The following is a 26,669-nucleotide window of genomic DNA, read 5'->3' on the forward strand; positions in this document are numbered from 1 at the left end:
GAAGATAGTGGAGACAACTCCGGTAAAAACAAAAAAGCCGTTTGGTTTTTATGTCTGTGCACTCGGATTTACATTTGAGCGATGTGCCTTTTATACTGCAAAATATATGTTAGCGATCTGGATCGCTACAACAGCTGCTTCAGGTGGATTAGGAATGACTAGTGCACAAGGTGTACAAATTTCAGCTTGGTTTGTAGCAGCCACTTATATTACACCGACTTTTGGCGGCTATATCGCGGATTATTGGTTAAGTCCGCGCCTGTGTGTGTCAGTCGGAATGATCATGATGGGTCTGGGCTATATGTTAGCTTGGCAAGCCAGCTCAATGGGAATGGTTTGGCTGATGATTATTTTAGTTGCACTTGGTACAGGATTATTTAAGGGGAACCTTTCGGGTGTGAATGCTTTACTGTTTAGTGACGAGAAAGAATTAAATGAAGCCTTCTCGATTCAATATTCATTTGTGAATGTTGGTTCATTTATTGGGACGACTTTTCTAGTATTATTGATTCCGGCTTTTGGTTTCAACTTTGTATTTTTGATTTGTGGAATTCTGCTACTAATTGATGCGCTTTGGTTTATCTTTAATAGCCGTTCTTTAGGTGAAGCAGGAAAAAAACCATTTAAAGTGGATCAACGTCAATTCGAATCAGCTGGTAAAAAAGCGGATGATGCGGCAGATACGAAATTAACTTCAGGTGATAAAAAACGAATCGTTGCAATTATTTTGGTCACTTTGTTTTCTGTTGCTTTTTGGACAGTTTGGTATTTAGCGTATATGCCGGCATATTTCTATTTTGGCTATGGTGATGGTGCTGGATTTATTGAACGAGCAAATTGGATGATCGGCAGCTTCAAAGTTCCAACTTCATACTTTGATTCAATGAATGCCTTGACTTGTATCGTATTGGGACCAGTTTTAGGTCGTTTATGGACAAAATTAGCTACACGTCCTAAAGGTGACATGAGCATGTTTAAAAAGACCGCTTTAGGAATGATTTTAGTTGGTATCTCTTATGTGGTGATGGTGCTTGCAGATAGAATTGGAAATGGACACACAGGCATTTTATGGCTAGCATTAGTTAGTTTATTGATGTCCGTTGGTGAAATGGTTTTCTCTCCATTAGGAAATTCGTTCATTGCTAAATTAGCACCAGCAAAATTGATGGGCTTGCTTTTAGGTGTTTGGACGATCGCTGTTTTCTTCTCGCAAATGATTTATCCAGTCATCTATGCGGTATTAGAAACAGCAGATCCAGCTAAATTCCAAATGGGTTATGGAATTTTAGCAGCAGTTGTAATCATATTAGGGATTATTTTATGGTTCGGCAGTAAATCACTTGATAAATTAGAAACAGCTGAGTAAAAAAATACACTGATCTCAATCGAGATCAGTGTATTTTTTTGTATTGAAGTGAAGTTTTTAATAAGGGTGTTTTATAGAAAAATTAAATAGAAAGCGATTTCTTCAAATGAGAATAGATATCATTTAAATAACGATTTAATTCATATATTCATTAGTAGATAACCAATTTTTTATTACCTTAAATTATAATAAATATCAATTGGAATGATATTTACAAGGTTTTTTTACCTATATATAAGTGCTTTTAGCTTTTTTTATATAAAATAAATAAAGTAGGATTTTACTTATTTATATTTTTTTTAGAATGAGCAACTAATTTTTTTATTAAAAAATACCAAGTTTATAATTTATCATCTTTCAGAAGCAAAATGATTGTGCTATTATTTACTTGAACTACGGGTGGCTGATTTGCTCAAGTTCGAACAAATGTAAAAGTTAGGAGGTGAAATAAATTGACACAAATTCTTATACCATTAAAACAACATGTCGGCGCTCCATGTAAAGCAATTGTAAAAGCAGGTAATCATGTTCAGCGAGGACAATTGATTGCCGAACCGAATGGATTAGGTGCCAATATCCATGCAAGCTTTTCTGGAAGGATAATTGATGTAGATGAAAATAATATTGCCTTGATGATCGATGAAGAGCAAAATTTTTCAACCTATTTACCAATTACTGAAACAGACAGTCCGATTAAAGCGGTGGAAAATGCTGGGATCGTTGGTGCTGGCGGTGCTGGTTTTCCAACCTTTTTGAAATTAGCTTGTGAGATTCCTGAAGGCGTTTTTATCGCTAATGGAGCAGAGTGCGAAGCCTTACTTATCCATAATGTCAAACAAATGAACGAACACATCGATCAATTGATTCGTGGAATGAAATATTGCATGGCAATGACTAAAGCACCAAAAGGTGTGATTGCTGTAAAAGGCAAACATCGAGTACTAGTTACACGGCTATTAAAAGCGATCGATAGTGAACCAACATTAGAGGTTTATCAATTACCAGATATTTATCCAGCAGGCGATGAGCGCATGATCGTGCGGGAAGTTATGGATATCGTTTTGGAACCGGGTCAGCTTCCTACTGAAGTTGGAGCGGTGATCGATAATGTGGAAACGATTAAACGAATTGTGGAAGCGATTGAAGATCGTAAGCCATTTATCGATAAAGATGTAACTGTTTCTGGACGTGTAAAACAAAAAGAAACCGTCTTTATTGATGTTCCAATCGGTACACCAGTTAAAACATTGATCAATAATGTCGGAGGGTATGTTGAACCTCATGGCGAAATCGTAATCGGCGGACCAATGACTGGAAGAAGTGGGGATGAAATCACACCAATCACGAAAATAAGTGGTGGTGTATTGGTCGCTATGCCATTCCCACAAGAAAGTCGGAAGGTCGGTCTTTTGATCTGTGAATGCGGAGGTTCTGCTGAACGGATGACAGAAATTGCTAACAATATGGGCGCAGAAGTTGTCGCTGCTGAAAGATGCAAGCGGATGGTAGAAGTGAATGGAAGATATAGATGTGCCCTGCCAGGTATTTGTCCAGGTCAAGCTCAAACTGTTCTGTCGTTGAAAAAACAAGGAGCAGAAGTAGTGATGACTGGATCTTGTTCCGATTGAACGAACACCGTAATGGGTGTAGCTCCTAGGTTAGGAGTTCCGGTTTATCATCATACAGATCATGTACTGCGGGCAGATGGTCACAGACTATATCGTAAATTACCTACAAATTAATCTGAAAATTTAGGAGGAATTAACGAATGTCTATTACAGCAGAAACTGCTAAAGAACATGCCAAAGATCCTGCAGTATTGTGTTGCCGTGCAGAAGCAGGCAAAGTAATCGCACCAGATGATTTAGAAGATCCAGCGATCTTCCCCGATTTAGAGGATTCAGGATTATTAGAAATTCCTGAAGACGCTTTAAAAATCGAACAAGTACTTGGTACCACATTAAAAGAGACAACGGATGCGTTGGTTCCATTAACAAAAGAATTACTTGATGGTGTTTCTGAAGCTACTGAAGAAGCAAGTAAAGAGCAAGCACCGCCGGTTGTTGAACAAGCAGCACCTACCACAGTGGCACCAGTCGTACCGGTTGCGCCAATGGGAAATGTCCAAACAATCAAGATTCATATCGCAGAAGGACGTGGAATTGATTTAGAATTACCATTGTCTGTAGCAGGACAAATGGGTGTGGCACCTACAATGCCAGTACCACCTACAGCCCCGATGGAAGAAGCAACAACGGCAGAAAGCCCAGAAACTGCTGAATCAGAAGCAAAAGTAGAAGAGAAAGTTATTCGTTCTGTTCGTCGTGATCATATGAAGATTGATAACGTGGTTTTTGGCGATGAAACAAAGATTGAAGGAACAACTCTTACATTACGTAAGATGGAAGACATGTGTGCAGAAGCAGCGGAATTAGAAGAGCTAGTGGAAAGCATGACTTTTGAAATCATTACACCAGATAGATACAACGAATATAGTGAAACAATCATGGACGTACAACCAATCGCAACTAAAGTTGATGGCGCGGATATTGGCCATGGAGTTACACGTGTTTTAGATGGTGTTGTCATGGTTCTTACAGGAACAGATGCTACAGGTGTACAGATCGGAGAATTCGGATCATCCGAAGGTGAATTAGATCGTAATATCATGTGGGGCCGTCCTGGAGCACCTGAAAAAGGCGAGATTTTTATTAAAACACAAGTAACGATCAAAGAAGGCGCGAATATGGAACGTCCCGGACCATTAGCCGCTCATAAAGCATCTGACTACATTACACAAGAAATCCGTGAAGCTGTGAAGAAGGCAGACGAATCACTTGTAGTAGAGCAAGATGAAATCGTACAAAAACGCCGCATCGGCAATAAACGTGTGGTAATTATCAAAGAAATTATGGGCCAAGGAGCAATGCATGATAATTTGATCATGCCAATTGAACCGGTTGGAACATTAGGAGCAAAACCAAACGTGGACCTTGGTAATTTACCAATTATGCTGGCACCAACCGAGGTATTAGATGGTGGGATCCATGCATTGACATGTATTGGACCAGCATCAAAAGAAACTTCTCGTCACTATTGGAGAGAACCATTAGTACGTGAAGCGATGGAAGATGAAGAAATTGATTTAGTAGGTGTTATGTTTGTAGGTTCTCCGCAAGCAAATACTGAGAAATACTATGTTTCGAAACGTTTAGGAATGACGGTTGAAGCCATGGATGTTGATGGCGCAATCGTTACAACAGAAGGGTTTGGCAATAACCATATCGACTTTGCATCGCATATCGAAGAAATCGGTAAACGAGGCATCAAAGTTGTAGGTGATTCTTATTCAGCGATCCAAGGTGCGTTAGTGGTAGGTAATCCAGAAATGATCGCTATGGTTGATAATAATAAATCAAAACAAGGGATCGAAAATGAGATCTTATCAAACAACACACTATGTAAAGAAGACGCGATTCGTGATTTAGCAATGTTGAAAACATTGATGGGTGGCGGAACAATCAAAGCTGCTGAACGTAAATGGAATCCCAATGTTAAATTGAACAATATTGAAATCATCGAAAAAACAACAGGTAAGAAAATTGAATTGGCTCCAAATGAACAAAGCTTACCTAAGAGTAAAAAGCGTCAAGAAATTTACGAAATCGAAGAATAAGGTGAATCAGATGGATGGAATAAACAAACTCAAATACATTTCGACGGAACAAATGTTTGAAGGTATCATCGTAGAACTTTTTGATGCTAGTGTGACTATCGACTTGAAAGGTCGTTTGGGGCAATTAAAAGTACCACGTCGAATGATCATTTCTGAATATAATTTAGAAATTGGCCAAGAAGTTGGGTTTTTAATGACCTATCCAGAAGTTTTAGCAGAAGAACCCGACGAACATTATAAGACAGCTATTTATGAGCATGAACGCCGTCGAATGGAAGTTAGAAAAAAACGTGAAGAAACAAGAGAGGAGAATTAAACATGGGCTTAACAGTCTTTGAAGGGTTACAGTCAGAAATTTTCGTACCAATTACACCAAAATCTGTCTTTACCCCGGTAAAAAAAGAGCTTAAAGAAATGCGTGTAGCATTAGCAACTGCTGCAGGTGTTCATTTGAAAACAGATAAACGATTCAACTTAGCAGGAGATACGACTTACCGTGAAGTACCAGATACATCTACCATAGATGAGTTAATGGTTTCTCATGGTGGCTATGATAATGCGGATGCAAACCGTGATATTAATTCAATGTTTCCAATTGATCGCTTACATGAATTGGCTGCAGAAGGGTTTATTAAAGAGTCAGCACCTGTACACTATGCCTTCATGGGCGGTGGGGGAGACCAAGATGCTTTCCACGATGTAACAGGACCTGAAATTGCAAAAAAATTATTGGAAGAAGAAGTCGATGCAGTTGTATTGACTGCTGGCTGAGGAACCTGTCATAGAACTGCCGTGATCGTGCAGAGAGCTATTGAGGAAGCCGGGATTCCTACTATTTTAATTGCAGCATTACCACCAGTTGTTCGTCAAAATGGGACACCGCGCGCTGTAGCACCACGCGTACCAATGGGCGCGAATGCTGGAGAACCACATAACATTGAAATGCAAACAGGTATTTTAAAAGATACGCTAGAAGAATTAGTTAAAATCGAAACGCCAGGGAAGATTGTTCCATTACCTTATGAATACATTGCCCACGTCTAAATCAAACGGTCGATTCAGATAAGCAGCTTTTTTAGGCTACTTACCTAACTACCATTTTTGATGAAAGCAGGTGTGATTAATGCAAGGCGAAACTCTAAAGATCAAAGTTTTTCATATGAAAGAGGTCGTTTTTGGCGATAATTGGAAGTTATCGCCAGATCGATTGCAAATTAAGCAGGACTTTGACTGTGAAGACGCCGCTATTCAGAAGCTGACGATTCGATTACTTCCACCACATCAACATGAAGTTGAAACCAACACGATCATGGATATCATTCCGATTTCTACGAAAGTGTTGGGTGTGTTGGGAACTGGGATCACGCATACACTAACAGGCGTTGCAGTCGTCATGACTGGAGCAATCGAAGAAGGAGAACAAATGCATGAATTTGGGTCTTCTGAAGGTGTATTGCGTGATCATTTAGTATTGGATCGAGCAGGGACGCCTAAAGCAGAAGACACTATCATTTTGGTAGATCTTTTAGCTAAAAAGGGGACTCCTTTTAATCGTAGGCTTTGTCTTAAAATGTTTGCTATTGTAGACAAATATATCCAAGAAATCCGAGAGAAGTTGAAGATGCTGGACGGCAAAGATGCATGTGAAGTTCATGTCTATGAAGAGAGCATCCATCCAGGAAAACCAAAAGTTGCTTTAGTAAAACAAGTGGCTGGTCAAGGAGCGATGTATGATATGTTGCTTTATCCTAATGAGCCAAGTGGCTTTGCGGGAGGAACTTCAATTATAGATATGAATAATATACCAGTCTTTTTATCTGCAAACGAATATCGAGATGGAGCTATTCGTTCAATGGTTTAACAAATAAGAACTAGGTGGTGGCATCATGGGAATAGGTCCATCAACAAAAGAAACATCTTTACATCATTTTCAAGATCCATTGATTGATCTTTTGGGAAAAGATCCTGATATTGATTTTCAAGGAGTTATCATTGTTGGTACCCCTCAAAGTAATGCAATGAAATATTTAGTTGGTCAACGAACTGCTATCTGGTTGGAAGGAATGCGCACGAATGGTGTAATTGCTACAACAGACGGTTGGGGCAACTCTGATGTTGATTTTGCCAATACTTTAGAAGAAATTGGACGGCGAAATATAAGTGTAATTGGCCTTAAATTCATTGGAACACAAGCAAAATTTGTCGTTGAAAATGAATTTACAAAACACGTCTTGGATTTTAATAAATCCGAAAAAGGAATTGAAACGGAAATCGTAGGTGAAAATACGATTGATCAGCGTGACGCAGCCAAGGCACTAGCTTCTATAAAGTTGAAAATGAGAAAAGACAATCAAGAACCAAGGTGATCTAAATTGATGTGTAAGACGTAATAAGAAATTTAAATGAATGGTATGTTCAGATAATTATGCTCAATAAGGAGGGCAATCATGAAAGTATCAAAAATGATTTCAGCAATTGATACCCATACAGCTGGTGAAGCTGCACGTTTAATTATTGGTGGAATTCCTAAATTTCCTGGCGAAACGATGGCCGAAAAACGTGCCTATTTAGAAAATGAAGCAGATAACTTACGCAAGATGTTGATGCTAGAACCACGTGGTCATCGTGATATGTTCGGTGCTTTTATTACAGAGCCTATTCATGAAGAAGCCGATTATGGCATTATTTTTATGGATTCAGGTGGCTATTTAAATATGTGTGGCCATAATACGATTGCTGCTATGACGGCTGCCGTAGAACAAGGTTGGCTTGAAGTTCCAGAAGGTGAACGTGAAGTAAAAGTGGTGCAAGATACTCCAGCCGGAATCGTTCGAGGAATGGTTCATTTGGATGAAGACTATTCTGCAGAAGCTGTCTCTTTTGAAAATGTGGAATCTTTTCTATATAAAGAAAATGTAAAAGTTGATGTTCCCGATATCGGAGAACTTACGGTAGATATTTCCTTTGGTGGAAGTTTCTTTGCGATTTTGCCAGCTTCGTCAGTTGGGTTAGAAATCAAACCAGAAAACGCATCTAAATTTAATGATTTAGGAATAATTATTCGTGAAGCAATCAATGAACAAATCGAGGTCAAACACCCAACGCTGAAACATATTCAAACTGTGGATTTAGTTGAATTTTACGGGCCGGCGACTAGTCCAGATGCAACATATCAAAATGTGGTCGTTTTTGGTGATGGTCAAGTGGATCGTTCTCCGTGTGGTACGGGAACGAGTGCAAAATTGGCAACACTTTATGGCAAAGGTGAAATGAAAGTTGGCGATACCTTTGTTTACGAAAGTATTTTATGTACAAAATTTAAAGGTGAAATTATTGCAGAAGCTGAAGTTGGAGGATACAAAGCAATTATTCCACGTGTCACTGGATCAGCATATGTCACTGGTTATAATTCATTTTTAGTGGATCCTAAAGATTCGTTGAAAGATGGATTTCTTCTAGGCTAGCTATAAGAGGAGGGGAAATATGGTAACTATATTGCTAGGAATCTATGTTGCACTGATGGTCTTACACACGGTCAATATGGGTAGTGATTTGTTTAAAAATAGAAATAATTTAGGTCATGGAAATTGGATTATTTCGGGAATTATTGGTTTTGTTACAGACTTCTTAGATACATTAGGAATCGGAAGTTTTGCGCCTACCACGTTAGCATTAGATGCAACAAAGCAGTTGAGTTCCGATCGCTTATTGCCAGGAACATTAAATGTGTCGCACGGAATCCCCGTATTACTTGAAGCATTTATCTTTACAAAAGTAGTTGATGTATCGCCAATAACATTGTTCTCTTTAGTAGGGGCAGCAACAATTGGTGCTTTTATTGGTTCGAAGTTTGTGACGGGATTACCGGAAAAAAAAGTTCAACTTTGGATGGGATGGGCATTAATTGTTACAGCGATATTAATGTTTGCTCGTCAACAAGGCTGGATTGATATTTTAGGTGCAGATAATACTGCAACTGCATTAACAGGAATCAAGTTAATTATCGGCGTTGTGATCAATTTCTTCCTAGGTGCATTGATGACGATAGGTGTTGGTTTGTATGCACCTTGTATGGCAATGGTTTACATGCTGGGGCTGAGTCCTTTGGTTGCTTTCCCAGTAATGATGGGTTCTTGTGCAGGATTGATGCCGATTGCTAGTATTAATTTTGTGAAGACGGGAGATTATGCCCGTAAAGTTAGTTTAGCCATCACAATCGGTGGTATTTTAGGAGTGATTATCGCTGCAAAATTTGTAACAGGATTAGATTTAGAACTTCTAACATACATTATCATTGTTGTAATTATCTATACTGGGATCACTTATATTCGTAAGAGTATGCGATCAGTTGTAAAAGCTTAAAAAAAAGACTGCTTACTTTAAGAAAAGTGAGCAGTCTTTTTTTAGAGACTAATCTAAAATTTCACAATAATTGAGTTTTATTTAAATTGATGATTATTTAATAACTATAAAAAATTTATTTTTTTAAAAGATCTATTTCTTTTTTTATTACGATAATAGTATAAAAAATTTTCCTTTTTAAAGGAACAATTAATACTATTTTATAAGTTATCTTAAATAAAATTCTCATGGTTAAATAAAAAATTAACTGTTATAATGGTTGAAGTAAAGGATGGTGAGCAATATGGAAACAGCACAGCAATTAATTGTTTGTGGTGGATGTAATGCAAAGATTGGACCAGGTAATCTAGGAGAACTGCTTGCTGATTTACCTAAAACAACGAATGAAAATTTATTAGTGGGTTTTGATTCTACAGATGATGCAGCTGTTATTAAATTACGTGAAGATTTAGCAATCATTCAAACGTTAGACTTTTTCCCAACAATGGTAACGGATCCATATCTTTTTGGTAAAATTGCGGCAGCAAATGCGTTAAGTGATGTTTATGCTATGGGAGGAGAAGTTCTTTCAGCATTAAATATTGTCGCCTTTCCTGAAGAAAAAGATCTTGCTATTTTAAAAGAAATTTTACGAGGTGGTTCTGAAAAAGTCCAGGAAGCCGGTGCTATTTTAGCTGGTGGGCATTCGATTCACGATCAATCGGTCAAATATGGCTTATCAGTTACAGGTACCATCGATCCTACTAAAATTTATCAAAATAATACTTGTCAATTAGGGGATCACTTAATATTGACGAAACCTTTGGGTGTAAGTATTATCACGGTTGGTTATAGTGCAGAAGAAATTAGCAAAGCTGCATTTGTGAAAGCGACCACGAGCATGGAGACATTAAATAAATATGCGATGGATATTATTCGTCATTATTCAATCAATAGTTGTACTGATGTCACTGGTTTTGGTTTGGCTGGACATCTGCATGAGATGTTGAATAATAATTTCAGTGCGGAAATTAATGCTAAAGAACTGCCTTATTTTGAGGAAGCCTATCAAGGAGCAAAAGAATTTATTTTGACGGCAGGTGGACAACGTAATCGAAATTACATGCAGGATAAAATCGATTTTCAAATCGATGATTTTGGAATTGAAGAGCTTTTATTTGATCCACAAACATCGGGCGGGCTCTTAGTGAGTGTTCCTGCAGATGAAGCTTCTACATTAGTGAAAGCGTTACAAGCAGCAGACATTCCGGCAAAAGATTTTGGCGTTGTTATAGAAAAACAAATAAAAGAATTGATCGTAAATTAAGGGTATGACACATGATGAAGGAGTGAAAAAATGTTTAAAATTGATGCACTAGGTAAAGCGTGTCCTTTACCAGTAATTGAAACAAAAAAGGCACTACGTGAACATACGGTTGTTGAAACGCTTGTAGATAATGAAATCGCGACTCAAAATTTGAAAAAAATGGCTGAGCAACTTGGTTATATTTATCAAATGCAGCAACAAGCGGAAAACAAATATGCTGTTGTAATCTCTAAAGCAAATACTGAATTAACAGGTGAGACATCGGAAACCGTAATAACTCCTACAGAAGATGTAGTTACTGATGAATATATCGTGGTGATCGATACGAATGTGATGGGAAGAGGTTCTGACGAACTAGGAAAGAATTTATTGAAAGGGTTTATTTATTCATTAACAGAACAAGATGTCTTACCGAGTAAAGTTATTTTTTATAATGGTGGTGTACAGTCAGTAATTAAAGCATCAGATTCATTGGAAGACTTGATAGCTTTAGCAGGTCAAGGCGTTGAAATCTACTCTTGTGGTGCTTGCTTGAACTTTTATGAACTGACACCGGCAATTGGTGAAGTAACTAATATGTATAGAATAGTAGAAATGATGCGTGAAGCGTCAAGAATCATAAAACCATAAAGGAGCAATTTTGATGCAAACATACGGTGTTGCCTTATTCTATTCGACACGAGAAGCGATGAAAGCAGAAGAAATTGCAAAAAAAGCCCAACTAGCTGTGCGAATCATTCCTACTCCGGAAAGGATTCATGCTAGTTGTGGCTTTTCTTTGAAATATTCGTTATCGGAAGAAGCACAACTGAGAGAACTGTTGGATCAATCAGCGATCATTTCAGAAGGCTTTTATCACGCGAATCAGACTGGCTTAAAAATAAACTATGAATTACTAGAAGCTCGCTAATAGTTGTATGAGAACCAGTATTGTAAGGCAAGAAAGATTATACGAATGAAGGGATTAATAGATGGCTAATATTGTAATTGGAACCGCTGGGCATATCGATCATGGAAAAACAACGCTGATCAAAGCCATGACAGGGATTGAAACAGATACGACTTCAGAAGAGAAAAAAAGAGGAATGTCGATTAATTTAGGTTTTGCTTATTTGGATCTACCAAATGATAAACGAGTAGGAATCGTAGACGTTCCGGGACATGAAAAATTCATTAAGAATATGGTTGCTGGGTTGCCCGGAATTAACCTTGTTTTATTAGTGATTGATGCGGCAGAAGGAATCATGCCACAAACAAAAGAACACATTGATATTCTATCACTATTAGGCATTCAGGACTTTTTGATTGTTTTAACTAAAGTAGATACAGTTGATCCGGAACTAAAAGAGTTAGTCGTAGAAGATATTCGTGAACAATTAAGTGAAACGCCATTAGCTAAAGCTGACTTGATCGAAACGGATGCCGTCACAGGTACAGGAATCCAAATTCTGATTAATAAAATTCAAGAATATTCTGAAATAGCGACCGAAAGATCAAAAAATGGGGCAGCTCGCTTGAATGTTGATCGTGTATTCAGTGTAAAGGGGTTTGGGACCGTTGTTACGGGGACTTTGCTCGATGGAGAAATTCATACAGGTGAAGATCTTTACCTGTATCCTAGCCAAAAGAAAACGCGAGTAAGAAATATCCAAGTTCATGAAATGGATGTCTCAAATGCTCAGCCCGGACAGCGGACAGCTTTGAATTTAGCAAATATTTCAAAGGATGAAATCCAGCGAGGTGATGTTTTAACAACATCTGAAAAATTATCTGATACGTGGATGTTGGATGTTAAAGTGACTTGTTTGCCCGAAGTAACCAACGGAATCGGGTTATGGGATCGGGTTCGTTTACTAATAGGCACTAGAGAGGTGATGGCACGAACGGTTCCACTAGGAATCGACTGGATTGCACCTGGAGAAGAAGGTTTTCTACAATTACGACTAGAAGAGCAAGTAGCAGTGAAAGATCGTGACCGTTTCATTTTACGTACGTATTCGCCTATGCAGACGATTGCCGGAGGTGAGGTCTTAGATGCGGCACCGCATAAACACCGTCGTTTTAAAGTAGAAATATTAGAAAGTTTAAAAGCAAAAGAAGATGGTAGTTTGGATGAATTGATCAATGATTTTATGACGAATAAAAAACAACCTTTCACTAATTTGAAAGAATTGGCAGAATACCTTGGGACAGATCCGGAAGAACTCAAACCTGTATTAAGTGAAATGATTGCAGAAAAACGCATTTTAGAAACTAAGACCGGGTACTTAGCCCAAACGAGTTTTCAAAAATTAGCCGATCAAGGGATTGAAATTTTAACTGCTTATCATAAACAATATCGTCTACGCTATGGGATGCCAGTAGAAGAATTTCGTTCACGGATGCGCCGCTCTTTGGCAGAAAAAGAAATTGCTACATATCTGGAATTAATGAAAAAAGAAAAGCTCAAAGAAAGTAATGATCGGCTAGCCTTGATAGATTTTGAAGTAACTTTTAATCAGTATCAAAAAGCAGCCAAAGAAAAAATCGAAACTGTCTTAGCGAAAAATGGTTATACGCCGGTAAAAAAAGAAGAGTTAATCCACTTAGATAAAAATGCTGAAGAAGTCTTAGAAGCTTTGAATAGCGAAACAGTGGTTTTTTTGACGCATGAATATGTATTGTTAAAAAAAGTCTTTGATCAAGCTGTTGAATTAGTCAATAAACAAATCGTTGAAAAGGGTCAAATGACGTTAGGGGACTTTCGAGATTTGACAGATTCAAGCCGCAAGTCCTCAATGTTGATCTTAGAGTACATGGACAAGCAAGAAATAACCAAGCGGGTAGAAAATTATCGTGTTTTAGGAAATTATTTTAAACAATAGATATAAAGAGGTGAAGGGGACGCATGAGTATTTATATGGATAATGCCGCAACAACTGCGCAAAAACCCGCAGTAGTCAGTGATTCAATAAAAAAAATTCTTCAAGGTGATTATGGAAATTCCTCTCGTGGTGCTCATGGCTATTCTCTGGCTAGCTATCATGTGGCTGAAAATGCTAGAAATCAGATCAAAGAACTTTTTCAGGCCAGTGAACAGTACGAAGTTGCATTTACAAACAATGCGACTGTTGCACTGAATGAAGTCTTAAAAGGGATGATCCATCCAGGTGATCACGTGATCACGACCTCTTGGGAGCATAACTCAGTATTGCGGCCATTGTATCAATTGGAAGCTCAAGGTGTATTGTTAGATATTATCTCGAGCGAACCAATCAGTGGACGATTGAATTACGATGAATTTTTACGAAAATTACGTCCAACAACGAGGGTGGTTATTTGCAACCACGCGAGTAATGTCACAGGAAATCTATTGGATCTAGCTAGAATCAAAGAATTTTGTGTGCAGCATAATCTTTTTCTGATTATCGATGCTTCACAAACTGCCGGGGCAGTACCGATTGATCTTAGTGATGGAAAAATTTCGGCACTTTGTTTTACTGGACATAAGTCATTGTATGGACCACAAGGAACGGGCGGCGTGTGTATAAAAAAAGATGTATCTATAGAACCTATTTTGACGGGTGGCGATGGCATGCAGTCTTTTTCAAAAGTACAACCGCAAGTACTACCGACATTGCTAGAAGCCGGAACATTAAATATTCCCGGGTTAGCAGGCTTAGCTGCTAGCGTCGAGTGGCTGAAATCAAAAGATAGTAATTCTAATTTAGGAGGATATTTTTATCAAGAAGCCAAAAAAATTACCGGATTAACTACTTATGGTGACTTTTCAGCTCCGCGAGTCGATGTTTTTTCAATCAATCTTCGAGATGCGGAATCGGCCATTGTTAGTGATCTACTTTGGGAAGAATTTAAAATTGCTACTCGTCCCGGGTATCATTGTGCCCCCTTGATGCATGAAGCGTTAAACACCGCAGACCGAGGAACTGTTCGAATTTCCTTTTCTTGTTTTACTACGAAAAAAGAAGTCGATCATGTATTAACAGCACTAAAAAATCTAGCGTCTCGCTGAGAAAGTAGGAGACTTATGACTCAAACGATTCAAACTATTTTATCGAAATTACCGTCCGTTGATGTACTATTGAAGAAAATAAATCCGGAATATCCACACGGCATAGCTAAAGAAATAACACAAAAAGTATTGACTGAGATTCGTCAAGAAGTTCTTTCGGGAACAAAAACGGAACTAGAGACGGATGCCGAAATCATCACAAGAATTGAAAAAAAATTGCAGGAAAATCAGTTTTCTTTACGTCGAGTAATAAATGCGACTGGAACAGTCATTCATACCAATCTAGGACGATCATCATTGAGTTCTCAAGTCCAGCAGCAAGTAATGGAAACTAGTTTTCATTATTCAAATTTAGAATTTGATTTAGCCACAGGTAAGCGCGGCTCGCGTTATAGCCATCTAGTCTCGATCATCAAGAAACTCACAGGCGCTGAAGATGTATTAGTAGTGAACAACAATGCAGCGGCTGTGTTATTAGCTTTAAGCACATTGACCCAAAATAAAGAAGTATTGGTTTCACGCGGTGAATTGGTAGAGATCGGTGGTGCTTTTCGTATTCCTGATGTCATTACTTCTAGCGGCGGAACAATCGTAGAAGTAGGAACAACGAATAAAACTCATCTAACTGATTATGAACGTGCATTAACTGATGAAACCGGAGCTATTTTAAAAGTCCATACCAGCAACTACCGAATTATTGGGTTTACTGAAACCCCTGAAATAAACGAGCTAGCTAAGTTGGCCCATCGTCAAAAATTGCCGCTGATCAATGATTTAGGGAGTGGTTTGTTTTTAGACATGCGGTCTTTTGGTCTGCCGTATGAGCCAACAATCAAAGAAATCTTGGAACAAGGGTGTGATGTGGTCACGTTTAGCGGAGATAAGTTATTAGGTGGGCCACAAGCTGGTATTATCGTTGGAAAAAAAGAATATATTGATAAAATGAAGCAGAACCAACTTTTACGAGCTTTACGAATTGATAAAATGACCTTAAGCGCACTAGAAGCAACCTTCGCTTTGTATTTAGATGAAAAAGTAGCATTGGAAGCTATTCCGACATTACAAATGATCAGTTTAACTGAACAAGAATGTTTAACGAAAGCTAAAAAATTAGCGGATATGTTAAGTGCAATTCCTGATTTAGACGTAACGATTGAAAAAGATCATAGTAAAATTGGTGGGGGGTCTTATCCTGAACATTTACTGCCGACAATGACTGTTTCTTTAACAAGTAAAAAATATTCAGCCGATCATTTACAAGTAAAACTACGAATGGCAAAGGTACCGATTATCAGTCGGATTAAAAACGACTGTAATTTACTTGATGTAAGAACAATTGATGAAGCAGAATTTTCAATGATCCAAACAAGCTTGCTAGAAATTTTTAAGGAGGGATAGATATTCACCCGCAAAAAAAATTAGTCGCAGTCTCGCATTGTGTCTTGAATCAAAATGCAGTGATCCACGGTTGGGAAAGAGCTCGTGGTGCTTTTCCCTTTACAGTAGATTTGTTAAAAGCTGGGATTGCACTTATCCAGCTGCCTTGTCCTGAATTTTTGATACTTGGTGGTGAGCGACCACCAATGACTTATCAGCAGTATGATAAACTACCAAACTATCGTCATAAATGTCAAATAATATTAGATCCTATTATTCAGCAAATTAATGCTTACCAAGAGCAAGGCTATCAATATTTAGGTGTAGTTGGGATTAATGAAAGTCCTAATTGTTCTATTAGTGGTGAGCGTGGGGTTTTAATGGAAGAATTTTTTGATCTTTGTAAAGAAATGGGTATCAATACTGATTATTTTGAGGTTCCTACTTGGTACAGTGAAGAAAAACAAGGGGACTTAAATGAACAACTAAAAATTTTCTTGGAAAGAGGAGTAGAGAATGAATAATAGTAAAGCCAAAGTAATTGCTATGTGTGCCATTGCTGTAGTGTTGAATGTTGTCTTAGGTGAAGCTGTTTCGATGATGAAAATTCCCTTGTTGTTTTTAGATACGATGGGAACCATTTTTATTGCTGCTAATTTTGGTATGGGTTATGGAATCATTACAGGAGTAACAACAAATCTACTTATGGGATTGCTTAGTGGTCCCTTATCGATTCCGTTTGCACTAGTAAATGTAGCAGTGGCGATTGTGGTTGCTTTATTAGCTAAACGTGGTTTTGGATATAAACAAGCATTGATTGCAGGCATACTATTAGCGTTTATTTGTCCAATGATTGGTGCTCCGATTCGTTTGGCTTTGTTTGGTGGTTTTACTGGATCAGGTACAGATATTGTGATTATGGCACTGCGTGCATCTGGCAAGGAAATGGTCAGTGCTACTTACTGGGGAGCGGTTTCTGCCAATGTTGTGGATAAAATTGTTTCTTGCCTACTTGTTGCATGGTTTATCAAATTACCCCAAATGAAGCGATTTGCAATAAAATGAACCGCTAAAACCTTTAAAGCTAAAACAGTTAGCTTTGATTCAATCATATGAGCTAGTTTCAACGATGATGTTGAGGCTGGCTCTTTTTTTATGAAATGACAATTTTGTTAGATGATTCTATCTTCGAAATATGGTGAAAATTCAAATAAACTTGTATAGTATGGAAAGAAATTAGAAAAGGAGCAATGACTCATGAAGAAATTTTTGATTGGTTTAGTTAGTTTAATCGTTCTTGCCTTTGTAGGTTTGCAAATAGCACAGAAAGTCGTTTCTAGCGGGGATGATTATTATGTACAAATCACTAATGATGGAGAACGGATCGTCAATAAAGATGATAGCGGCAATCAATATGTAGATTATAAATACTCATTACCAGGATACGATAAAAATGGCGAGGAAAAACAATTAACTTTTTCGGCTGCTAAAGATCGTCCGTTGCGTAAAGATGCATTTTTGAAAGTGACTTGGAATAAGAAAAAAGGAGTGACTTCTTATGAAGAAGTCCAAAAAAAGAAAGTTCCTGAAAAAGCTGCTGAAAAATTAGGTATAAGTTCGAAAAATTAGTTATAAAGACTAAATCATTAATTGAATGGTTTCAACAAGAATTTGGAATATGAGGTGTAATAATGGAAAAAATTGTCTCAGTCAATAACGTCAAGAAGACATACGGTAAAGGAAATCAGAAGAAAACAGAAGCTTTGAAAGGAATTTCATTCGAAGTAGAAAAAGGTGAATTTGTTGGAATCATGGGTGCATCTGGTTCGGGTAAATCAACATTATTGAATTTATTAGCGACCCTAGATAAACCAACAGCTGGTGAAATCGCAATTAACCAAGCCGACGTCACAAAACTATCGGGCAATCAGTTAGCTGATTTTCGTAGTAAAGAGATCGGCTTTATCTTCCAAGATTTTAATTTATTAGAGAACTTGACGGCTGCTGAAAATATCGCGGTTCCTCTATCTTTACAAGGAGTTAAGGGAAAAGCTACTCATCGTCGCGTAGCAGAAGTTGCTAAACGCTTGTCGATCGATGGGATCTTGAATAGTTACCCTGCTCAAATTTCTGGTGGACAAAAACAACGGGTCGCCGCTGCCCGTGCGCTAATCACTCAGCCTACGATTTTATTGGGCGATGAGCCTACCGGTGCGTTGGATTCAAATAGTGCGCGTGATTTGTTGGACACGATGGAAGAATTGAACCAAAAAGATCAAGTGTCGATCTTATTAGTTACGCATGATCCTTTCTCAGCCAGCTATTGTCGCCGCATCTTATTTATCAAAGATGGTGTGATCTATCAAGAACTCAATCGTGAAGACCAAACCCAAGAAGCTTTCTATCGCCAGATTCTAAGCATTCTTGGAAATTTGGAACAGTAGGAGGAATTTTTGATGCTTTTAAAATTATCGCTTACTGGAATAAAAGGTCGCTTAAGAGATTATGTCGTGCTATTTTCAGGCTTGGTCATGGCTTCGGGGATTTTTTATATGTTCGAAGGATTAGCAACCAATGAAACATTTTTAAAAAGTAATTCTTTGGTGTCGTCGGTCGTATTGATTTTTCATTTAGGAACAGTGCTACTTTCGATCATCACGTTTGTTTATATTTTATATGCTAATTCATTTTTGATGTCGATGCGGCAAAAAGATTATGCTATGTTTATGATGCTAGGCGCCAAAGGCCGTAAAATCGCACAAATGATTTTTATCGAGACCTTTCTCGTGGGTGTCGGGGCAACGATTGTCGGAGTGGTAGTCGGAATTGGCTTGAGTAGTATTGTCCAACAATTATTAGTCAAACAGTTAGCACTTAAAATCACGCATTTTTCAGCAGTAAGTACGACAGGGATGTTAGTTACCTTTGTGTTCTTTACAATAATCTTTTTGCTAGCAGCATTAGTGAATGCGATGACGATCGTTAAAAAACCGATTTTAAGTTTATTGCGTGCAAGTGAAACACCGATGCCAGCAAAGCGTAAAACGATCACTTTGCTTTTAGAAGTGATTGCAGGAATCATTTTCTTAGCGATCGGTTATTATATGATGACTCAAGTATTGAAATTAGCCTTCATAGCATTAGTGATCGCTTTGATCACCATTGTTTTAGGGACGTACTTTGTTTTCCATTCGATCTTGATTTTTGGCTTGAACTTGCTAAAAAACCGTGACAGTGTGGCATTGAAAGGGTTGAATAACTTTACCTTATCGCAATTAAGTTTCCGTATTCAAGATTACACGAAGATCCTGTCGATGGTTGCGATGCTTTTTGCTTTAGCTCTCGGAGCAATTACCGTAGGACTAGGATTTCACAATGAAATTCCTAAGATGACCGAGGTCACCTCTACGTATGATTTGATCTTAAATAATGCGCAAAAAGTCGATGCGTCTAACTTGGCAAGTATTCAGCCGACTTCTGATGTGACCTATACGCAAAAAGAAGATCAAGAGACGATTTATTATAATCAAGCGCAATTTGATCAAAATCCATTAGAAGCTAAAACATTCGTCGCTAATCGGACGACTAAAAAAGTTTATTACGATGGTGAGACTTTAAAAAATGATGTAACAGCCGCTGATGAATTACGTAACTTAGAATTGCCAGAACAAAAAACCAAAAAGCATCAGTTCTTGAGCGCTGCCGCTTTTTCAGCGTTAAATCTCGCACCAACAGAATTACGGGTGATTCATGTAGCTGATTTTATGAAAGACAAAGAGCAATTGTCGCAACTGGTTGAAGAAAATAAACGAAATAATCCCACACTAAATCAAGACAATAGTAGCTTTTCGCAAAAGGTAGCTATTTACGATACGTACAATGCACTATTTTCTGGTTTTGAATTCATGGGCTTCTTCTTAGGAATTGCCTTTTTAACAATGTTGGCCAGCTGTTTGATGTTTAAGATTTTATCAGGAGCTAAAAGTGATATCCAACGCTATGCTATGTTGGAAAAAATCGGAGCGAGACGGCAACTTTTATCATCTTCTATTCGCAAGGAAATCGGAGTTTTATTTTTAGTCCCAGGATTATTAGGAATGCTCCATGTATTGTTTGGATTACAGATGTTTAAAAGTTTACTTAGCGAACCGTACAATAATTTATGGTTGCCATTCTTGATTTTCTTAGTCCTTTACTTGATTTACTATGGATTGACTGTCTGGATCTATACTGGAATCGTGATGAAAAAAACAGCTTAGGAGAGGTTGAAGCAAAAGTCGAAATTCTTTTGCTTCAGCTTTTTTTATTCCTGTGATTTGAAGCAAGCAGATTAATTGAATAAAAGAAAAAGATTGCGTACAATTTATTTGTACAAAATTTATAAGATGGAGTGATAGCGATATGAAAAAAATGTATTCAACAAAAATCATTAATACTGGTGGCCGTTCTGGAGAAGTTCATAGTCCTGATCATTCATTTGAATTAAATATTGCTGCACCGGGTAAACGGGTAGAAAACGCAACGAACCCGGAACAACTTTTTGCGGCTGGTTATAGCGCATGTTTTAATAGTGCCTTAGATCTTGTTAAGCAAAATAAAGGAATCGAAGGTGCAGCGACTGTCAGTGCACAAGTTTCTTTATATGCTGAAAGTGAATCAAGCTTTGTTTTAGGTGTTGAAATCGAAGGTTCAATCGAAGGATTATCGGTAGAAGAAACACAAGAATTACTAGAAATTGCTCATACTGTTTGCCCGTATTCAAAAGCTACAGCAGGCAATATTGAAGTAACAATCAAAGCAGTTGAAGCGTAGTTTTTAGAGTGATGAAGGAACCACTAGATTCAGCTCACGAGAATGCGGCGTTACTATTAGAAAATCAATTATGCTTTCCAATGTATGCCGCTTCAAAAGAAATAACGAAACATTATAAACAGTTATTGAATCCTTTGAATCTAACGTATACGCAGTACTTAGTCATGTTAGTCCTTTGGGAAACGGATGGATTATCGGTAACTGAATTAGGGAAGAAATTATGTTTGGATTCGGGTACGTTGACGCCGGTATTAAAAAAACTAGAAACAAAAGAATTCATTCAGCGAATACATGATCAAGCAGATGGTCGATTGTTAACTATTTGTTTAACAAGTAGTGGACAGAGGTTAAAAGAACAAGCCAAAACTATTCCAAATCAAATTCATGAGTTTCTTCCGCTTTCTGAGGAAGAATTATTGATACTGCAACGTTTAACTACAAAATTCATTGCTGGTATTTCTAATAACTAAAAAAGCCCAAAAGAATTATGATTCTTTTGGGCTTTTTGTTTTGCTATTTTTTCTCTAAAACGGCAATAAATTCACGCATATAATCAGGAAGATCAGGTGGGCGTCGACTAGAAACAATATGTCCATCGGTTACGACGGGCGTGTCGATCCATGTAGCTCCAGCATTAGTCATATCATCTTTGATACCTGGGGTACTAGTAACTTTTTTCCCTTTAAGAATGTCTGCAGAAATTAACACCCATCCGGCATGGCAAATTTGGCCGATAACTTTTTCTGCTTGCTCCATCTTCTGAACAAATGAGATGACCTCAGAAAAGCGACGTAATTTGTCAGGTGCCCATCCACCCGGGACAAGAATAGCATCATAGTCAGCAACATCGATATCGCTGAAAGCATAATCAGATTCCGCTGGAACGCCATACTTCCCAATATAGGTTTTATGTGCCTCAGCTCCAACTAAATCAACTTGTGCCCCTTCTTCTCTAACACGATGAACAGGATACCAAAGTTCTAAGTCTTCAAAGTCATGATCAACTAATGCAATAACCTTTTTGTTTTCTAAACGCAAGATGACTCCTCCTTTTTCTTGATAAATTTACCATAACAGAAACTAGTGGAAAGATAAAAATATCCGCTTACTAAAAGAGTAGTTACTTCCTAGAATAAGCATTTAGAAATTTAAATCAGTAATATAAGTAAATGAAAGCACTAATTATATTCTGTTATTTTATGGATAAATATTAAGAATGTGAATTTTTTATGTCTCAGAAAATTTTCATTTATTTTTACAAAACTAGCAAAATAGCGGACTTATCGTTAAATTTTAAAGGTTATCTATAATAATTTTTAATTTTTTAAAAAATAGTATTTTTTTACTAAATAAAAATGCATATTTTTTGAAATCTGTTATAGTAGAAACGGACAATTTAATAGAGAAAGAAGTGTTCCGGATGAACCGGATAAAGCAAGCTTTTACCAACCGTTGGGTCATCTTAATGGTAGTCAGCGTACTATTCTGGGCAAAAACGATTTTCGCCTACTACACCGATTTTTCATTGGGTGTACAAGGATCCATCCAGTATTTCATTTTATGGATCAATCCAATTGCGACAACGTTATTGATTTTCGGAGTATTCCTGTATATCAAAAAGATCAAACCAGCACTGATCACATTATTTCTGTTAGATCTTTTCAACACTTTGATCTTGTATCTCAATGTGATTTTTTATCGTGAGTTTACTGACTTTGTCACGATAAAATCAGTTTTAGGATTTTCAAAAGTCTCTCAAGGAATTTCTGGGAGTTCATTTGCCTTAATGAAAGTCCATGATGTTTTGTATTGGATCGATATTCTCGTTTTCTTAGGTATTTTGATCTACATTTTTGTGAAACGAAAAAAGATTATCAGTAAACCGGTTCGTAAATCTTTTGCGGTGGCAATCAGTTGTTTATCAGCGTTGATATTTTCTGTGAACTTATCATTGAGTGAAGCTAATCGTCCTCAATTATTACAACGGACGTTTGACCGTTCGTATATTGTAAAATATTTAGGATTGGATGCTTTTACGATCTATGATGGGATCAAAACAGAGCAAACCAATAGTGTGCGTGCTCACGCCTCTAGTAATGGGTTGACGGATGTATTGAAATACACCAAGAGCCACTATGCAGCACCGGATTCAAGTAAATATGGGATCGCTAAAGGCAAAAATATTATTGTGATCCATTTAGAAAGTTTCCAACAATTTTTGATCAATATGAAAGTGGATGGTCAAGAAGTCACACCATTTTTAAATAGTTTAGAAAATGATAGTCAGCAAACATTGGCTTTTGATAACTTCTTCCATGAAGTTGGACAAGGTAAAACCAGTGATGCTGAAAACATGTTAGAGACAAGCACCTTTGGGTTATCGCAAGGCTCATTGTTTACACAACTTGGATCGGATAATACTTTCCAAGCGGCACCTGCTATTTTAAATCAGCAGTCAGGCTATACAAGCGCTGTTTTCCATGGGAATGTCGGTAGTTTCTGGAATCGAGACCACGTGTATAAGAACCTAGGCTATCAAAATTTCTTTGACCGTTCATACTTTAACTCTTCAGATGAAAGTTTAGGCTACGGTATTTTAGATAAAGATTTATTGAAAGAGTCTGTCGGACATTTAGAACATTTGCAACAACCTTTTTATGCAAAATTCTTAACCGTAACAAACCATACGCCGTATTTAACAGATGATAAGAATTTCAATTTTCCATCATTGAATACAGGAGACAGTACGGTTGATGATTATGTACGAACGGCTCACTATTTAGACGAATCTTTACGTGAATTCTTTGATTATCTTAAAGCATCTGGTATTTATCAAAATTCGATCTTTATGATCTATGGAGACCATTTTGGTATTTCAGATAGCAATAATAAAGATTTAGCGAAAGCTTTAGGCAAAGATCCATCAACATGGAGTAAATTTGATGATGCTCAAATGCAACGTGTCCCATTGATGTTCCATATTCCAGGTTATACTCAAGGTGGAATCCAACATCAATACGGCGGTGAAATCGATGTCTTGCCAACGTTGCTTCATTTGGTAGGGGTTGATAGCTCGAAATATATTCAATTTGGGACAGATCTATTCTCCTCACAACATGACCAGACAGTAGCATTCAGGAATGGTGATTTCGTGACACCAAATTACACGGAACTAGGCGGTCAAACCTATGACAATAAAACAGGTGAAGTTGTTGATACGAATGAATTAGGTATCACCTCGGATATCAACCAAAAACAAAAACAAGTGAAAGAAGCATTGAGCTTGTCGGATAAATTGAATCAAGAAAATCTATTGCGATTCTATACACCAGAAGGATTTTCACCGATTGATCCAAAAGACTTTGAATACAAAAACTTGGATAAGAAAAACGAGGCAATCGAAAAAGCCAAAGGGAATAAGTCGACCAGTGTATTTTCTAAAAATGGAAATAAAACAACTGCCGACCTTTATCCATCAATCAAGTAAAAAGCAAGGAGCCGTTATCAAGGGCTCCTTGTTTTTTTTATAAAAAGGATAATTAGTTGCTTGGATAACTTATTCGGCTTAGAATAAAGTTAAAAGTAATGTAAAAGGTAGGGGAATTATGGTTGATTTTGATAGTGTTATCCAGAATATTGTTCATCCATTTGTTTTAGTCTTAGATGTATTATCGATTGGCATCATTGTATTTGGAGCAATTGCGTCGTTTATAAAACTGGTCCAAGCAAAAACCAAAAATAAATTTCCATCTGTTTTGACACGAAATAAATTTATCAAAGCCTATTTAGGAAGTTATATCTTATTGAGTTTAGAATTTTTGATCGTAGCAGATATCATTGAATCAATCATTAAACCTACATTTCAAGACATTATTAAATTAGCTTTGATCGTCATTATCCGAACAGTGATTTCTTACTTTTTAAACAAAGAAATCAGCGAATTTTCAGAAGGCCAATAAATAGTAAAAAAATGGTCTATAATTTTGCTACTAGTAATTTAAAAAGGAAAGAATTCCTGTAAGCCGGGAATTTTCTTTCTTTTTATTTATTTATTTGTTATTGATACCCCTTTAAATCCATGGTATGATTATCTTGCTTCGGGAGTGGATGGGTTCTGGTGTGCCCTCTGGTCTTCAAAACCAGTATGAGGAGTTAAGAGCTTCTTGGGTGAGTTCGATTCTCACACATTCCCGCCAATATTGGATCTAACAGTCAGCTATCTTTGGTAGTTGACTTTTTTATCGTTTCATTTATTTTTGAAAAAATTTAACGTGGAAGACAGGAATCGAACCTGCAGCTTAAATGTAATAAAACAAACGACTGTTTTAAGTTTCATCGTTAAGCCAAAACACCAAGTTCATCCACAGAAGACAATAGATAGAAAATTTATTTGATTGACTGTAACTACTATAGTTGTCGAAGCTTAAATAAAACTGAAGAGGAAATTTTAAGCAAAAAAGACAACTGTTTAAAAACAGTTGTCAATGAGTTAGAACGTGAAAGTGTTAATGACAATGACATATTCGTTAAACAAAGGAAAGGAACTAACTCAGTGGATAGTATAAAACTAAAAAATTTATTTGTGAAATAAAAAACACCAAAAAAATATTTTTAAGCTAAATTCGTAAATAAAAATAGTATAAATAAGTATTTTTTTTGTTTTGATGAAGTTTTATTAACGGTTAAATAATATAAACTGTTGATAGTGCTTTTTTTGTAGAATCTATTTTGTTATGATGGAGTTGTTCTTACAAAGGAGGAGTTTTAATGAACGAGCAATATGGTGATGAAATACCTCAAGCAATCAAAGGGTGGAATTGGGGAGCATTTATGTATAATATCACGTGGGGATTTGGGAATAAAACCTATCTGCCGTTATTATGTTTGATTCCAGTATTTAATATTGTTTGGATTTTCGTTTGTGGGTTTAAAGGAAATGAATGGGCTTGGCAAAAAGGGAACTATGAGGATGTTGAGACGTTTTTAGCGGTGCAGCAGACATGGAATCGTGCGGGAATCGTTTCAATTATTTTATCTATTATAGCTATAATTATTTTTCTGTTTTTGTTACCGGTACTCATTTATATTAGTACTAGCTATTTATATAATTAATTTTGATCGACCACTTGATAGTGGTCTTTTTTTATTGAGTCTATTTAGTATAAATAAAAAAGACAGTCGTAGAAAACGACTGTCAATGAGCTAGAATGAAAGTTTATGTTGCCATGTCATGTTTGTTTAAAAAAAAGGAAAGGAACTAGCTCGATAATTATTGTATACCTAGGATTATTTTATGTTAAATGATATCCTAGCTAAAAATAGTATTGGTCTATATTCGTTAAAAAAATAGCGTAAATGACCAAAAAAATAAATATAAGCTGCGAATGTAATGGAAATAGCAAGGAGGAAACATTTTTGATTACGGTAAAAGATATGCAAGAATCTCAGCGAAACGAATTAAGGGACTTATATCTCATCAGCCGAAAGGAAGCTTTTTATTGGTTAGATTCAACTGGATTTAAATTAACTGATTTTGATAATGATACGTTAGGGGAAAGTGTTTTAGTTGCTGTAGAGTATACTAAAGTTGTGGGTTTTATTTCCATCTATCTAGAAGATTCTTTTATTCATCGCCAATTGTAAAATTAAGCTAGACAACAAAAAAAGTCATTTATGCTACACTCAACTTGTATTTCCGCCTAAAGAAAAACAAGGAGTGAGCCTAAATGACCTATACTCATCTTACTACAGACGAACT

The 26,669-nt window shown here is 36.9% G+C and carries 28 protein-coding genes and 1 tRNA gene; 28 read left to right on the plus strand and 1 reads right to left on the minus strand.

Annotated features, from left to right (window positions below; genetic code table 11):
- Positions 1-7: 7 nt before the first annotated feature.
- The 23 genes from ACKTSC_RS10275 to ACKTSC_RS10380 all read left to right on the plus strand — a co-directional run bounded on the left by ACKTSC_RS10275 (position 8) and on the right by ACKTSC_RS10380 (position 21,381).
- On the plus strand, positions 8-1,366 hold the full coding sequence (locus ACKTSC_RS10275; protein ID WP_407855353.1) for a peptide MFS transporter: 1,359 nt from the start codon (positions 8-10) through the stop codon (positions 1,364-1,366).
- Positions 1,367-1,818: 452 nt separating this feature from the next.
- On the plus strand, positions 1,819-3,108 hold the full coding sequence (gene prdC / locus ACKTSC_RS10280) for a proline reductase-associated electron transfer protein PrdC (RefSeq protein WP_407857536.1): 1,290 nt from the start codon (positions 1,819-1,821) through the stop codon (positions 3,106-3,108).
- 26 nt (positions 3,109-3,134) lie between these two features.
- Positions 3,135-5,042: a D-proline reductase (dithiol) proprotein PrdA gene (gene prdA / locus ACKTSC_RS10285; protein ID WP_332581593.1), complete on the plus strand. Its 1,908-nt coding sequence runs from the start codon at positions 3,135-3,137 to the stop codon at positions 5,040-5,042.
- A gap of 10 nt (positions 5,043-5,052) precedes the next feature.
- Entirely contained in the window at positions 5,053-5,358 is a 306-nt protein-coding gene (locus ACKTSC_RS10290; RefSeq protein ID WP_332581594.1) for a CBO2463/CBO2479 domain-containing protein, read from the plus strand.
- A 2-nt stretch (positions 5,359-5,360) separates the two neighbouring features.
- Entirely contained in the window at positions 5,361-5,813 is a 453-nt protein-coding gene (locus ACKTSC_RS13430) for a glycine/sarcosine/betaine reductase selenoprotein B family protein (RefSeq protein ID WP_481982003.1), read from the plus strand.
- 27 nt (positions 5,814-5,840) lie between these two features.
- Positions 5,841-6,086, plus strand: coding sequence for a hypothetical protein (locus ACKTSC_RS13435; protein ID WP_211271190.1), 246 nt, complete (start codon positions 5,841-5,843; stop codon positions 6,084-6,086).
- A gap of 79 nt (positions 6,087-6,165) precedes the next feature.
- Entirely contained in the window at positions 6,166-6,903 is a 738-nt protein-coding gene (prdD, locus tag ACKTSC_RS10300) for a proline reductase cluster protein PrdD (protein WP_407857537.1), read from the plus strand.
- Positions 6,904-6,928: 25 nt separating this feature from the next.
- A complete protein-coding gene (locus ACKTSC_RS10305; RefSeq protein ID WP_332581597.1) occupies positions 6,929-7,408 on the plus strand; it encodes a glycine/sarcosine/betaine reductase component B subunit in 480 nt (159 codons plus the stop codon).
- Between the two features lie 81 nt (positions 7,409-7,489).
- Positions 7,490-8,506, plus strand: a complete 1,017-nt coding sequence (locus tag ACKTSC_RS10310; protein ID WP_407857538.1) for a proline racemase family protein — start codon at positions 7,490-7,492, stop codon at positions 8,504-8,506.
- A 19-nt stretch (positions 8,507-8,525) separates the two neighbouring features.
- Positions 8,526-9,404 (plus strand): TSUP family transporter, encoded by an 879-nt coding sequence (locus ACKTSC_RS10315; RefSeq protein ID WP_407857539.1) that lies wholly within the window; start codon positions 8,526-8,528, stop codon positions 9,402-9,404.
- A 283-nt stretch (positions 9,405-9,687) separates the two neighbouring features.
- On the plus strand, positions 9,688-10,710 hold the full coding sequence (gene selD / locus ACKTSC_RS10320; RefSeq protein WP_407857540.1) for a selenide, water dikinase SelD: 1,023 nt from the start codon (positions 9,688-9,690) through the stop codon (positions 10,708-10,710).
- A gap of 30 nt (positions 10,711-10,740) precedes the next feature.
- Positions 10,741-11,340 carry a sulfurtransferase-like selenium metabolism protein YedF gene (yedF, locus tag ACKTSC_RS10325; protein WP_332581601.1) on the plus strand — a complete coding sequence of 200 codons (600 nt, stop codon included), beginning with the start codon at positions 10,741-10,743 and terminating at the stop codon, positions 11,338-11,340.
- Positions 11,341-11,353: 13 nt separating this feature from the next.
- Positions 11,354-11,620, plus strand: a complete 267-nt coding sequence (locus ACKTSC_RS10330; RefSeq protein WP_332581602.1) for a putative Se/S carrier protein — start codon at positions 11,354-11,356, stop codon at positions 11,618-11,620.
- Between the two features lie 61 nt (positions 11,621-11,681).
- Positions 11,682-13,574: a selenocysteine-specific translation elongation factor gene (gene selB, locus ACKTSC_RS10335; protein ID WP_407857541.1), complete on the plus strand. Its 1,893-nt coding sequence runs from the start codon at positions 11,682-11,684 to the stop codon at positions 13,572-13,574.
- Between the two features lie 23 nt (positions 13,575-13,597).
- Positions 13,598-14,722 (plus strand): aminotransferase class V-fold PLP-dependent enzyme, encoded by a 1,125-nt coding sequence (locus tag ACKTSC_RS10340; RefSeq protein ID WP_407857542.1) that lies wholly within the window; start codon positions 13,598-13,600, stop codon positions 14,720-14,722.
- Between the two features lie 15 nt (positions 14,723-14,737).
- Positions 14,738-16,120 (plus strand): L-seryl-tRNA(Sec) selenium transferase, encoded by a 1,383-nt coding sequence (selA, locus tag ACKTSC_RS10345; protein WP_407857543.1) that lies wholly within the window; start codon positions 14,738-14,740, stop codon positions 16,118-16,120.
- Positions 16,121-16,122: 2 nt separating this feature from the next.
- A complete protein-coding gene (locus tag ACKTSC_RS10350; RefSeq protein ID WP_332654352.1) occupies positions 16,123-16,623 on the plus strand; it encodes a CD3072 family TudS-related putative desulfidase in 501 nt (166 codons plus the stop codon).
- Positions 16,616-17,164: a CD3073 family putative ECF transporter S component gene (locus ACKTSC_RS10355; protein ID WP_332654348.1), complete on the plus strand. Its 549-nt coding sequence runs from the start codon at positions 16,616-16,618 to the stop codon at positions 17,162-17,164. The genes ACKTSC_RS10350 and ACKTSC_RS10355 overlap by 8 nt, the downstream gene beginning before the upstream one ends.
- A 192-nt stretch (positions 17,165-17,356) precedes the next feature.
- Positions 17,357-17,728 (plus strand): YxeA family protein, encoded by a 372-nt coding sequence (locus tag ACKTSC_RS10360; RefSeq protein WP_407857544.1) that lies wholly within the window; start codon positions 17,357-17,359, stop codon positions 17,726-17,728.
- Positions 17,729-17,790: 62 nt separating this feature from the next.
- Positions 17,791-18,543, plus strand: coding sequence for an ABC transporter ATP-binding protein (locus tag ACKTSC_RS10365; RefSeq protein WP_407857545.1), 753 nt, complete (start codon positions 17,791-17,793; stop codon positions 18,541-18,543).
- A 12-nt stretch (positions 18,544-18,555) separates the two neighbouring features.
- On the plus strand, positions 18,556-20,358 hold the full coding sequence (locus ACKTSC_RS10370; protein WP_407857546.1) for an FtsX-like permease family protein: 1,803 nt from the start codon (positions 18,556-18,558) through the stop codon (positions 20,356-20,358).
- 142 nt (positions 20,359-20,500) lie between these two features.
- The gene (locus tag ACKTSC_RS10375; protein ID WP_407855366.1) at positions 20,501-20,911 is read left to right on the plus strand and encodes an organic hydroperoxide resistance protein; all 411 of its coding nucleotides are present in this window, start codon (positions 20,501-20,503) and stop codon (positions 20,909-20,911) included.
- A gap of 11 nt (positions 20,912-20,922) precedes the next feature.
- On the plus strand, positions 20,923-21,381 hold the full coding sequence (locus tag ACKTSC_RS10380) for a MarR family winged helix-turn-helix transcriptional regulator (RefSeq protein ID WP_407857552.1): 459 nt from the start codon (positions 20,923-20,925) through the stop codon (positions 21,379-21,381).
- Positions 21,382-21,424: 43 nt separating this feature from the next.
- Here ACKTSC_RS10380 and ACKTSC_RS10385 read toward each other — a convergent pair whose 3' ends face one another.
- The gene (locus ACKTSC_RS10385; RefSeq protein WP_407857547.1) at positions 21,425-21,949 is read right to left on the minus strand and encodes a type 1 glutamine amidotransferase domain-containing protein; all 525 of its coding nucleotides are present in this window, start codon (positions 21,947-21,949) and stop codon (positions 21,425-21,427) included.
- A gap of 382 nt (positions 21,950-22,331) precedes the next feature.
- On the opposite strand from ACKTSC_RS10385, the gene ACKTSC_RS10390 reads away from it, so the two are divergent.
- From ACKTSC_RS10390 to ACKTSC_RS10410, 5 genes are all read left to right on the plus strand, one after another.
- Complete coding sequence (locus ACKTSC_RS10390) at positions 22,332-24,398, plus strand: LTA synthase family protein (protein WP_407857548.1); 2,067 nt, start codon at positions 22,332-22,334, stop codon at positions 24,396-24,398.
- 118 nt (positions 24,399-24,516) lie between these two features.
- Positions 24,517-24,870, plus strand: a complete 354-nt coding sequence (locus ACKTSC_RS10395) for a DUF1622 domain-containing protein (RefSeq protein WP_407857549.1) — start codon at positions 24,517-24,519, stop codon at positions 24,868-24,870.
- A gap of 140 nt (positions 24,871-25,010) precedes the next feature.
- A tRNA-Sec gene (locus tag ACKTSC_RS10400) sits at positions 25,011-25,107 on the plus strand.
- Positions 25,108-25,678: 571 nt separating this feature from the next.
- Positions 25,679-26,023, plus strand: a complete 345-nt coding sequence (locus tag ACKTSC_RS10405; protein ID WP_407857550.1) for a ribonuclease G — start codon at positions 25,679-25,681, stop codon at positions 26,021-26,023.
- Between the two features lie 303 nt (positions 26,024-26,326).
- Entirely contained in the window at positions 26,327-26,554 is a 228-nt protein-coding gene (locus ACKTSC_RS10410) for a hypothetical protein (RefSeq protein WP_407857551.1), read from the plus strand.
- Positions 26,555-26,669 lie beyond the last annotated feature (115 nt).

Source organism: Enterococcus hailinensis (genome assembly GCF_045862035.1).
Classification (GTDB): domain Bacteria; phylum Bacillota; class Bacilli; order Lactobacillales; family Enterococcaceae; genus Enterococcus_A; species Enterococcus_A hailinensis.